8 protein-coding genes are annotated in these 12,033 nt (G+C 41.8%); 4 read left to right on the forward strand and 4 right to left on the reverse strand.

All coding sequences use genetic code 11. From position 1 onward, the window contains the following. The 3 genes from PE36_RS14300 to PE36_RS14310 all read left to right on the forward strand — a co-directional run. Positions 1-508: DUF2333 family protein (locus PE36_RS14300; protein WP_006032748.1), on the forward strand; the 508-nt coding region annotated here is incomplete at its 5' end. 143 nt (positions 509-651) lie between these two features. Continuing rightward, positions 652-1,476 carry an SDR family oxidoreductase gene (locus tag PE36_RS14305; protein ID WP_006032749.1) on the forward strand — a complete coding sequence of 275 codons (825 nt, stop codon included), beginning with the start codon at positions 652-654 and terminating at the stop codon, positions 1,474-1,476. A 36-nt stretch (positions 1,477-1,512) separates the two neighbouring features. After that, the gene (locus PE36_RS14310; protein ID WP_006032750.1) at positions 1,513-3,003 is read left to right on the forward strand and encodes a carboxypeptidase M32; all 1,491 of its coding nucleotides are present in this window, start codon (positions 1,513-1,515) and stop codon (positions 3,001-3,003) included. A gap of 155 nt (positions 3,004-3,158) precedes the next feature. On the opposite strand, the gene PE36_RS24900 is transcribed toward PE36_RS14310, so the two are convergent. From PE36_RS24900 to norV, 3 genes are all read right to left on the reverse strand, one after another. Further along, entirely contained in the window at positions 3,159-4,349 is a 1,191-nt protein-coding gene (locus PE36_RS24900) for a methyl-accepting chemotaxis protein (RefSeq protein WP_043994556.1), read from the reverse strand. Positions 4,350-4,471: 122 nt separating this feature from the next. Continuing rightward, entirely contained in the window at positions 4,472-5,635 is a 1,164-nt protein-coding gene (gene norW / locus PE36_RS14320) for an NADH:flavorubredoxin reductase NorW (RefSeq protein WP_006032752.1), read from the reverse strand. Then, on the reverse strand, positions 5,632-7,152 hold the full coding sequence (gene norV / locus PE36_RS14325; RefSeq protein WP_006032753.1) for an anaerobic nitric oxide reductase flavorubredoxin: 1,521 nt from the start codon (positions 7,150-7,152) through the stop codon (positions 5,632-5,634). The genes norW and norV overlap by 4 nt, the downstream gene beginning before the upstream one ends. 181 nt (positions 7,153-7,333) lie before the next feature. Here norV and norR point away from each other — a divergent pair, with 181 nt between their 5' ends. After that, positions 7,334-8,875 (forward strand): nitric oxide reductase transcriptional regulator NorR, encoded by a 1,542-nt coding sequence (gene norR / locus PE36_RS14330; RefSeq protein WP_006032754.1) that lies wholly within the window; start codon positions 7,334-7,336, stop codon positions 8,873-8,875. Positions 8,876-8,947: 72 nt separating this feature from the next. On the opposite strand, the gene PE36_RS14335 is transcribed toward norR, so the two are convergent. After that, positions 8,948-12,031: an Ig-like domain-containing protein gene (locus PE36_RS14335; protein WP_006032755.1), complete on the reverse strand. Its 3,084-nt coding sequence runs from the start codon at positions 12,029-12,031 to the stop codon at positions 8,948-8,950. Positions 12,032-12,033 lie beyond the last annotated feature (2 nt).

A 12,033-nucleotide genomic window follows, 5' to 3' on the forward strand; every position in this document is an offset into this window, starting at 1 on the left:
ATTAAACGACCCTCAATTACAAGGCGCACAATTTTATGCCCGTGCCGATAACCTTGCAGAATGGTTCAAACAAGTTGAAAAACGTCTTGGTTCATTATCTCAACGTTTAAGTGCTTCTGTAGGTCAATACCGTATCAACACTGATTTATCGGGTGATCAGGGTGCTGAGCAATCGACATTCACAGAGTCTGGTTCTATGGTTAAAACACCATGGTTAGAAATCGATAATGTATTCTGGGAAGCGCGTGGTTCTTCTTGGGCACTATACCATTACCTAAAAGCTGCACGTGTTGATTTTAAAGGTGTATTAGAGAAGAAAAATGCCCTAGCAAGTGTTGACCAAATCATCCTTGAATTAGAAGCATCACTACAGCCAGTAGGTAGCCCGATGATTCTTAACGGTGCTGGTTTTGGCTTTTTTGCTAACCATTCTCTCGTCATGGCAAACTACTTGTCGCGCGCAAACGCGGCTGTTATTGACCTACGTAGATTACTAGAACAAGGTTAATCACCACATACGATAGCCTGTAAGGCTATCACTAAGCCCGTAACTCCGCTTTTAATTAAGCTGTAAAAATAGTGACGGGCTTTTTTGTGTCTGAAATTCATGACAAACTGGTTAATTAAAATAGTGAGCAAGGAAACTACCGAATGGATACTGTATTAATAACGGGGGCATCAACCGGGATCGGTTATCACGCAGCCGTTACCCTGAAAGCGGCAGGTTACCGTGTATTTGCTACCGCAAGAAAGATGCAGGACGTGACAAGATTAATTGAACACGGTTTTGAAAGTGTACAACTCGATTTAAGCTCAACAGCCTCTATCACAGCCGCTGTCACGCATATCATCCAGCTTACCGATGGCAAGATAGATGTATTATTTAATAACGGCGCTTATGGTCAGCCCGGGGCTGTCGAAGATCTTCCGACAGACGTATTACGCGCCCAATTTGAAGCCAATGTCTTTGGTTGGCACGAGCTGACCACTCAAATTATCCCGCTGATGCGCGCTAATGGCCGTGGTCGCATAATCCAAAACAGTTCGGTACTTGGCCTGGTGACAATGAAATATCGCGGCGCCTACAATGCCAGTAAATTCGCGCTAGAAGGATTAACAGATACGCTAAGACTGGAGTTACTCGATTCTCCAATCAAGGTATCGCTCATTGAACCGGGTCCGATAGTGAGCCAGTTTCGCGCCAACGCATTGTCAGCATTTCAAGCCAACATTGACATAGAGAATAGTATCCACAGTGACGATTACCAACAACAAATTAGTCGCTTAGATAAGAAGGACGTCAGTAATCGGTTTACCCTTGGCCCTGAAGCTGTAACCAAAGCACTCATCCATGCGATAGAAAGTAAAAATCCGAAAGTGCGTTATTACGTCACCTTTCCAACCCATTTATTTGCCTTGTTAAAACGTATTTTACCCTTTAGAGTATTGGATAAAATTTTAGCCAAATCAGGTTAATATTAGCCCTTATCTCATTCCCGTTTCGGAGTTAACATGACGACTAATTCAGCTTATGAACAGTTATCTAAGCATTTTAAAAAGATCCATAATTTACACCACCTTTCTTCAATTTGTGGTTGGGACCAAGCGGCAATGATGCCTGCAGGCGGTAATGAAGCACGCTCTGAAGCCATGGCCGAACTCGCTGTCATGATCCACCAGCAAAGTACCGCACCACAACTTGCTGGTTTAATTAACCAAGCGCAAGCTGAAAACCTATCGACTGAGCAACAAGCAAGCTTAGCCGAGATCGATCGTAGCTGGCAGCAAGCCAATGTGGTACCAGAAGATCTCGTTTCAGCTCAATCGTTAGCAGGTTCTAAATGTGAACATGCTTGGCGTACCCAGCGTAAAGAAAACGATTGGGCAGGCTTTGCTAAAAATTTAAAAACAGTGGTTGAGCTATCACGTGAAGAAGCCAGTATTCGCGGCCAAGCAAACAACTGCAGTAATTATGATGCTTTGATGGACTTGTACGAACCAGGCATGAGCAGCGCCCAACTGGACCCTATTTTTGATGACGTTAAATCATGGTTACCGGAATTGACGCTTGCCGCACAAGAAAAACAACGCAGTGACAATGTCATCATGCCGACGGGCCATTTCCCAATTGCTGCACAACAGCAACTGGGTTTAAAGACCATGCAGATCTTAGGTTTTGATTTTAACCATGGTCGCCTTGACGTATCGACTCATCCATTCTGTGGTGGTGTTGCTTCAGATGTGCGCATTACAACAAGATACGAAGAAGATGATTTCACTCAAAGTTTAATGGGTGTAGTGCATGAAACCGGCCACGCACGTTATGAACAAGGTCTACCAAAAGCATTGAACCACCTACCAGTAGGTCAAGCGCGTTCTATGGGTATTCATGAAAGCCAAAGCCTGTTATTTGAAATGCAATTAGGCCGTAGTAAAGAGTTCTTAACTCTGCTAACACCAGAGATACAGCAAGCATTTTTAGGCACAGATAAAGCAATTTATAACCCGCTGAATTTAAGCCAGTGTTATACCCGTGTAAAACCTGATTTCATCCGGGTTGATGCCGATGAAGTGACGTATCCTGCCCATGTAATGTTACGTTATGAAATCGAACAAGCATTAATGAATGGTGATATCGAAGTGAATGATATTCCGGAATTGTGGGCAGTTAAAATGCAGCAATACCTTGGTGTAGACACTAAAGGTAATTACCGTAATGGTTGTATGCAAGATGTGCATTGGACTGATGGTAGCTTTGGTTACTTCCCGTCTTATACACTAGGTGCTATGTATGCCGCGCAGTTTATGACGACAATCAAGCAAGAAATGGATGTACCAGCAATCATTACTAGCGGTGATTTATCGCCGATCTTTACTTGGCTTAAAACCAATATTTGGCAAAATGCGTCATTACTGAGTACCAATGACTTAGTCAAACAAGCAACTGGGGAAACATTAAACCCAGCGCACTTTAAAGCCCATTTACAGGCGCGTTATTTGTAATATCGATTGCCGATTGTTTATTATTTATTTGCTCTGTTCCATAACATGGTGATACCAGTACATAGCCCTAACGATTGGCGCGCAACAGCGCCTCTCTAAGGGTTATTATTACGCTATGGCTGTCGCATTTTCAAGTTGAGCTCGTTACCTGCAATTCACGATTTATCTTTTTGGGTCTTAAACGCTGCCAGTTGATTCACAATATTATCAGATACTTCATTAAGGCGCTTACCTTGATTTTGAAGCTCGCTACAATCATCAGCATTTGAATTAGACAACATTTTTAATGCTTGTATTTCATGAGAAACATCAACAACAAGTTTGTGGATATAACGAATATCAACATTATCTGAGACCTGACCTTGCTTCTCTTTTTGTCCAATTAAATTCAATATACCGTCAATATTATCACATGCTGTATTGATCTCTGTTTGACTGTTTTTTGAATGTGATGAAAGATCACTCAGATTTTTTGACTGTAACTCTATCTGCTCGCCAGCTTGATGCACTGCTGTAGAAATACCGTCAATAATCTGATTGATTTGATTTAAGCTGTTTTGAGTTGACATAGCAAGCTGCCTGACTTCATCTGCAACGACCGCAAACCCTCTACCGTGCTCTCCAGCTCGAGCCGCTTCAATAGCAGCATTTAATGCCAGTAAATTTGTCTGATCTGCCAGATTGTTTATCACTGATACAACACCACCAATAGAGTTCACTTGCTCTGATAGTAATTCAAACTTATTGCTCAGATTTTCACTGCTGCTGACATATGTTTCTATCATATAGGCCATATTACTCATCGCTTCATTTGACAGCTGCAATCCATCTCTGGTATTCCTAACCTGTTCTTGAGTTTGTTCAGCTTTGATTTGTAATGCTAAAGAATGTTCATCTAATATTTTAAACTGCAGGGCAATATTATCAACTCGTTGATCTTGAGTTTGAATACGCTGAGCAATATCGTTTGTTTTTGAAGTCAGCGTATTTGCAATTTCATCTGATGCAATTGCTTGAATTTGAATATCAATTAATGCTCCTTTAACATTTAGTCTAAATGAATTAATAACACTTAATACTTTGCTCATCTCACTGTTGTAGTCACTATTGACCTGACATTCAACCGAAAGATCTTTTTGTTCAAATGTACGCATGTAATCAGTAATTTTATTTAGGGAATCTACCCCCCAAAACTTTTCATCAAGATCATGGATAATCAGCAAAAGAATAACAATATATTGTAATATCTGTGAATGAAACTGCTCAGTAAAAAATAAAGCATTAAAAAATAGTGAAATAGCACTTAGCCAATGGATAAGTCTCATTCGTAGAAAAAGTGAATGCATAATAAATTCCGTTATAAGTTCTTTGCAGGGTACAGTGGTAATAATTGAACCGAATAATGACAACAACAGGCTCGTTCAATTAACCTGTTGTTGCCAATTTTAAATTATTTTAGCTACTAGTATTAAGCTACTTTAAGTACTGTCGATACATTAGGTAACAGGCGTAGCAACTTAAAAGCTTCTGGCATATTGGCTTGCGTCACCACAAAACCAATTAATTGCGCATCACTATCATAGGCCTTCGCCGTCATTCCCGAATCGGTGATATCCACCTGCCAATTAGCATCACTCGCGGTGGTATTTCCGCTTAATTGGATCGGATATAATGGCGTTTTCACTTTGACCAACATCGCCGGAAAAGTCACATCAGTCGCAGTATTCGTCAACGTTTTCGCGAGTGCATTCGCACTGAGTATGATCGGTTGTAAAAAAGCCAAATGTTTACCGTCAATCTCAGCACAATCGCCAATGGCAAAAATATGCGGATCCTGAGTTCTTAATTGCTTATCAACCACAATACCGCGGTTCACCGCTAAACCAACCTCGCTCGCTAACGCAGTATTGGGTTTCAACCCCGCCGCGCACAGCACACTATCAACATGGGTTGTATAACCGTTATTAAAGCTGACATCGATACCTGTAGCCGTTTTTGTCATCTTGCTGAGTTCATTACCCAGTTGCAGCTCAATCCCCTGCCTTCTCATTGTTTGATAAAGCTGAGATGAAATAAACTCGGGTAATAAACTCGGCAGTAATGCATCTGCTCGGTCGGTTAAGATGACATCATAGTTAGCGATGGCTAAATCCATTGCAATTTCAGACCCCACTAACCCCGCGCCAACCACCAACACCGATTTCGCATTAACCAATTGCGCCTGTGACCGCTGGTATTCATCTAAACTATTCAACGTAATAATGTCTTTAGCTGCATCGCCATCAACAAATGGCACAAACGATTGCGCCCCTGTTGCCAGCACCAAATTATCGTAGGCTATCTCGATACCCTGACAACTCACTGTTTTTTCGATGCGGTTAATCTCATCAACATGCGTATTCGTCATCAGGGTAATATTGTGTTCACTCGCAAAGTCAGCCCCACTTTGTTTAACCATGTCTTGCGCGGTTAGTTTTTTGCTAAATACATGGCTCAATTCTGGTTTGACATAATCATCACCACTGCCAGCGGTGATGACGATGATCGCTTGTTCCTGACTGGCACGACGAATTGACTTAACTAATTGATACGCAGCAAAACCACTGCCTATAATGACAACAGGTGAACTCATGCTACCTCCTTATTTTTAATCTCTTCAAACACATCTTTACCTAACCCACATTCAGGGCAGAGGAAATAATCCGGTACCTCAGACCATGCGGTACCCGATGCGACATCTTGATTTGGTTCACCTTGGGCAGGATCGTAAACCCACTGACAGACAGTACATAACATCGAACTATCCGCACTAAACTGCGTCACAGCACTTTTCTGCGTCGGTTTTGCTACTTCAACGACTGGCGGTACTTTTTCTACTACTTGTTCCGCTACTGCTTGCTCTGATACAGTTTGGTTTGCAGCGGGGGCTGCTACATCGGCAAGCGTATTACTTGTTAGCGCCCACTCTTTCGCTAACGTGCGACCATATTCACGACACGCTAATATCGCTTTACCATCTGGTTTCCATTTTGTTTTCAGACTTGGATAAGGTGCAAATCCCGCTTCCTCTAGTCTAGTTTCAATGCGATCAATCGCGCCACCAGTCCAACCATAACTACCAAATGCTGCGGCTTTTTTGTTTTTAAAACGCAGACCCGTGATCTCTTCCAGCATGGCGGCAACTTTAGGCATCATCACATTATTCATCGTTGATGAACCCACTAAGATACCCTTGGAAATAAAGGCATTGGATAAAATTTCATTTTTATCATGACGTGCCACATTGAATACTTTCACCGCAACTTGGCTATCAACCTCATGGATACCCTGGGCAATCGCATCCGCCATCGTGCGGGTATTATTCGACATCGAGTCATAAAAAATAGTAATGCGATCTTCTTGATATTTATCTGCCCACGTCAGATATTGTTCAATGATCTGAATTGGATTATCACGCCACACCACACCGTGCGCGGTAGCTATCATATCGACGGGTAAATTAAAGCTTAATATTTCATTAATTTTAGCGGTAACGAGCGGGCTAAATGGAGTTAGAATATTGGCATAATAACGCAAGCACTGATCCATTAACTCTTTGGTATCAACCTCATCATTGAATAAACGTTCATCACAATAATGCTGACCGAATGCATCATTACTAAACAGCACTGCATCTCCCGTCATGTACGTCATCATACTGTCAGGCCAATGCAACATAGGCGTTTCAATGAAGACCAACTGCTTACCGTTCCCCAAATCTAAAGTATCGCCCGTCTTAACCACATTAAAATTCCACTCTGGGTGGTGGTGATGCCCAGTAATTGAATCAATTGCATTTTCGGTACAATAAATCGGTGTATTGGGTATTTTATTTAATAACGCTGCTAATGCACCAGCATGATCTTCTTCAGCATGGTTAATCACTATGTAATCAATTTTGTTAAGATCAATTTCTAATTCTAATTGCTGAATAAATTCGTAGCAGAACTTGTGATCAACCGTGTCGATCAGTACCGTTTTTTCTTCTTGGATAAGATAGCTATTATAACTCGTGCCTTTTTCAGTTTTAAATTCAGTACCGTGAAAATCACGCACTTCCCAATCACGTTGTCCAACCCAAGAGATATTATTTTTTACATGAATAGCCATATTATATTCCAATTAATTAGTTAACGATTTTATATCCTTTCTAATTGCAGGTACCGTGCCAAAAGTTAACATGTTGATTTATATGAAAACAACACACACACACTGTCATAATGACTACCTTTACTTATTGTCATTATGACTATACACTGTCGATAAGACAGTGTTTTATACGGCTAACATTATGCAGACTGATACTAAAGACCTTATCCATATCGCCTTGGATCTCACCACCAATATTTCCAATCAAGATCGTTTCGAACGTCTACTCACCACCATGCGCAGATTATTTAGCTGTGATGCATCCGCACTATTAGAATTTAAGGGCCAGCATTTCAAACCCTTAGCAATTAATGGCCTGAATGCTGACGTCTTGGGCAGACAATTTAATATCAGTGAACACCCAAGATTAGAAGCCATTGCCAGAGCGGGTGATGTAGTCAGGTTCCCTGCAGACAGCTCGCTGCCCGATCCCTATGACGCCCTTATTACCTCACACGAAGGTAATTTGCATGTACATGCCTGTGTTGGTTTACCCTTGATGGCAAATCAACGCCTGATTGGTGCACTGACGCTCGATAGCTTTGATCCCCACCAGTTTGATAACTTCAGCAATGATGAACTACGTACAGTGAGTGCACTTGCAGCCGCGACGCTTAACATTGCGCTATTGATGGATAAACTGGAAAAAGCAGCTGGCGATGTGACAGAGACAGATCCCGCCAAACATCAACCACAAAGTAACACTGAAATTATTGGTCAGTCCGCACAGATCCAAGCCTTAAAAAAAGAGATCAGCGTCGTTGCCAGTACCGATATGACCGCATTAATCTTGGGGGAAACGGGGGTTGGGAAGGAATTAGTCGCCACTGCAATCCACCAGCAATCTTCCCGCGCCGACAAACCACTGATATACCTTAACTGCGCAGCATTACCAGAATCTATTGCAGAAAGTGAACTATTTGGACATGTGAAAGGCGCATTTACCGGGGCGATCAGTAACCGCAGTGGTAAATTTGAATTAGCAGATAAAGGCACCCTGTTTCTTGATGAAATTGGCGAGTTAACCCTGACTTTACAATCGAAATTATTGCGGGTATTGCAATATGGTGACTTGCAACGTATTGGTGATGATCGCAACTTAAAAGTCGATACGCGCATTATCGCGGCAACCAATAAAGATTTAAAAGAAGAAGTACTTGCAGGTCGCTTTAGGGCTGACCTTTATCATCGCCTTAGCGTATTTCCCATCACAGTGTCACCGCTGCGCGAGCGTGGCGAAGACATTCTATTATTGGCTGGTTTTTTTATCGAGCGTTGTCGCAGTAAACTACAATTAAGCCACCTGAGTTTAAGTTCCACTTGCCAAGCTATACTGATGAATTATCCATGGCCAGGTAATATTAGAGAATTGGAGCACAGTATTAATCGCGCCGCGATCCTTGCCAGAGCAGAAGCTAAAGATGAATACGTGAGACTTCAGCCCTCGCATTTTAAGCTTGAGAATTTTTCAGTTGAAGTGACCGATGTGATTGAGGAAACAACGATGTCCGTCACCAACATACCCGTGGACAATTTACGTGACGCCACCGAACAATTTCAACGACAGTTAATCAGTAAAGCGCTTAAAGAAAATGATAATAACTGGGCCGCAACAGCACGCCAGCTTTCAGTCGATGTGGGTAATTTGCATAGATTAGCCAAACGGATTGAATTGAAAAGATAAACGTTGGAAAATAACAAAGGCCGCGAATGCGACCTTTGTTTTGTTAACTGTAATAAATAACTATGCAGTCAATTATTTCATCGGTAACGATATCTGTCTTAGTGACACCCCGCCAGGTACTATTTCCAATGTCATTCCTGCAGCGCCTCCTTCACCGTCACCGTTACCGTCTGCAATAAGAACATCAATCTCAATGCTGTTTTTATTTTTTAAACTAATTTGCATACGACCATCATCTAAGAATTCAATCGGCCCTTGAAGATCCATAGTGATTGGATAACTGTGTAAATTATGTGATAAATTTAAGGTTACATGCATATTTGGTGAATCCATGTATACATCAAGCTCGATAATAAAATTAAGCTGCTGGGTTTCCTCATTCCAAATGATATAACCCGTTGGTACAACTGTTTTACCATCTACAACAGGGTAACGCGGGCGCATGATCATAGTTCCCGTAGGCACATCACTATCACCTAGTAAGAACAAATTGGCCTGAACATAGACTTCAGAGGAAATCATCTGCTGAGCATGAATTTTTACCGGAATACGATTATTAACCGCATCATACTCACCTATCTCAGTTGGCATAAATGCACTAATGAAAGTCTTTGAATATTCATCAGCACAGCTGGTGTCAATCGCACAACCTGTTTGCGCATCTTGCATCAAGCCATTAAAGCTGCCGTCTTTAACTCTTAATAACGCATAGTTACTGGTCAGGGTTTCCTGTCCTTCATTCCAACGATAATCACGATTACTATCCGTCGTTGGCATCATCAGTGGATTAAATACAAACTTATCAGCTGGTGCCGCCCGGAATGGCATTTTAATATCCGGACCACCTTGATCTTCAGCGTAACTATCTTTCAACAATGTCGTTTGTAATGGATAGCCAGCTTTACTACAGATAGCTGAGCCATTAGTGCAATCAACTTGTCCTTTCGTCGCACCTTCCTGTGAGATCAACGAGTATTGATAAACATTCGCGCCTTGGTCTTGCCAGTTTTCGGTTGGCGAGAAAGTTAAGATCTTATTATCATATTGCATCACACCAGGAACGATTGACTGACAAACACCCGCACTATTGACAACTTCAACGCGGAATGAACCACTATTACAAGCATCACCCAGTACTAAACTTGCTTTGTCAATTGGCTGACTAAAGGCAATAAAGATATCCCTATCTGCCTGTAAACTAAAGATGTTGAACTTATCATCCTCGACTAAATTGTTACTGCCATCAGAACCGCCAGCACAACGACCGGCAATATCATTAGCATAATCTGACTCGACCAGTGCACAAGTGTAACCAGGAACCGTACCTTCAACCATAGGCGAGGTTTTTCTTAATTCCTGCGCTTTATAAAGTGTTGTAAATGTTTGGTCTAAATATGTAGGATTACCGGATAAATCTTTAATGTTTCCGGTGATCGTATAGTTAGTTGCTGAAGCTAAACTAACAACCGGATCAATAATAATAGAAGAACCGTCCTGCGAAATAAATGTTTCTTTAGCAACACCATTCGCATCTTTAAGAACAAGGTTCTGTAGCGATGCTAATTCTAACGGTTCATTGTAAGTAATCGTGACATTATCACCCAAGCTGAAGTGAGTAATATTTTCGCCTGGATAAGCAGATTGGAATACGGGTGACTTAACATCAACAGCAAGTTCTGGTGTTTCGTCTGCGGTATACGCTTCCATATGGAATGATATTTGCGCATGGGCATTATCCACGCCCAAGATCTTCAAATCAATCTCACTCACCGCGTCGATGATCATTGTAGGACCATCGGTCCTAACCGTGCCAATCAACTCAAGATGCATAATATTCTGACTTAAACCACCATTGGCTTTACCATTCAGTTTGCCGTCTTCTTCGTAACCATCCGTGGTCATCGCCACATCCATAAACAGATGCAATTGCTTCGGTGCATACTTATGATCAGAGTTAGTGTTATTAATTAAATAACCTGTCGCATCAGAAATGTTGGTCATACGAATATTACCGGTATTGAAACCCGTTGGGAATTCACCACCTACTTTCACTGTTAAGCTCGAGCTATTTAAAATAGAACCTTTACGGATCACCATTGGCGCCGCACTTTTAAATTTACCGAGATTGGCTAATTCAGTGATCAGGTCTGAATCAACATAAGTGGTATCATTCGCGCCAATAAGCACAGATTTAATGGTCACTGCATTCATTAATTCACCTGAGTAAGGTGATTCCTGACTGCCATTATTCAAGGTTATGTTCATTGGCTTAAATGCGCGTTCACCCGGATCTAATACCGTAAATACTTTTTCTAAACCCGCAAAACTATTCCCCTGGTTATCCTTCACGCCATTACTGACGATAAGTTCATAACTTGCATCAACATCAAGATCGACCGCTGGATCAAAGGTGATGTAACGACCTTTAGCAATTAAATCACCTGCTACTTGCTCTGTAGTACCGACTTTTTGGAATTTAAATGTGTCACCGGCAACTAATGTTCTTGTATCAACTTCATTGGTCAAGCGTAAACGTAATGTCGTGAACGTGGTAAATGGCAGGTCATCAGTCGGAAAAAAACCATTGTTATCCAGTGTAAAACTTTCTACATCGTTGGCTAAACGCGTGGTAAATGTCATTGGGTCTTGCGCGGTTCTGGTCACCGTTAACTCTTTATTCCCATCGGCTTCATTAATCAAACCGATTGCATAAGTCACCGTATATTGTTCACCCGCTTTAAGTGGTGATGCAGGCTTAAATGCCAAACCATTAGCTTGTGGATTGTTCGGATCAGTTGCAAAGCTATCTTCCGTCACTTCCGTCGCTGTTCCTTCGACCACATTGCCGTCACTGTCGGTTAAGGTAAGCGCTTGCGTCGAAAAACTATCTAGCGGATGCGAGAATGACAACAATACCGAGGTATTCACCGCTACATCAGCTTGGCCATCAAATGGAAACGCATAAAACGTGTGGGCAGCAAACAAGCTTTGTGCTCGACGCTCAGCTAATGCCGCACGATTTTCTTCTGCGGTTAACAGCGGCGCGTCCACTTTTTCATTATCTTGTAGTTCAACGCCACAACCAGCAAGCGCAACTGCCGAAGCAACCAGGCTGTACTTAAAGAAAGAATTAAAACGAGAATTAATTGTCTTCATAA

The sequence above is a fragment of the Moritella sp. PE36 genome, from assembly GCF_000170855.1.
GTDB lineage: Bacteria > Pseudomonadota > Gammaproteobacteria > Enterobacterales > Moritellaceae > Moritella.

Bases quoted from the DNA above. Each gene is read 5' to 3' on its own strand.
- norV (WP_006032753.1), bottom strand. From the start codon at position 7,152: ATGGCTATTCATGTAAAAAATAATATCTCTTGGGTTGGACAACGTGAT.
- norR (WP_006032754.1), top strand. From the start codon at position 7,334: ATGCAGACTGATACTAAAGACCTTATCCATATCGCCTTGGATCTCACC.
- PE36_RS14305 (WP_006032749.1), top strand. From the start codon at position 652: ATGGATACTGTATTAATAACGGGGGCATCAACCGGGATCGGTTATCAC.
- PE36_RS24900 (WP_043994556.1), bottom strand. From the start codon at position 4,349: ATGCATTCACTTTTTCTACGAATGAGACTTATCCATTGGCTAAGTGCT.
- norW (WP_006032752.1), bottom strand. From the start codon at position 5,635: ATGAGTTCACCTGTTGTCATTATAGGCAGTGGTTTTGCTGCGTATCAA.
- PE36_RS14310 (WP_006032750.1), top strand. From the start codon at position 1,513: ATGACGACTAATTCAGCTTATGAACAGTTATCTAAGCATTTTAAAAAG.
- PE36_RS14335 (WP_006032755.1), bottom strand. From the start codon at position 12,031: ATGAAGACAATTAATTCTCGTTTTAATTCTTTCTTTAAGTACAGCCTG.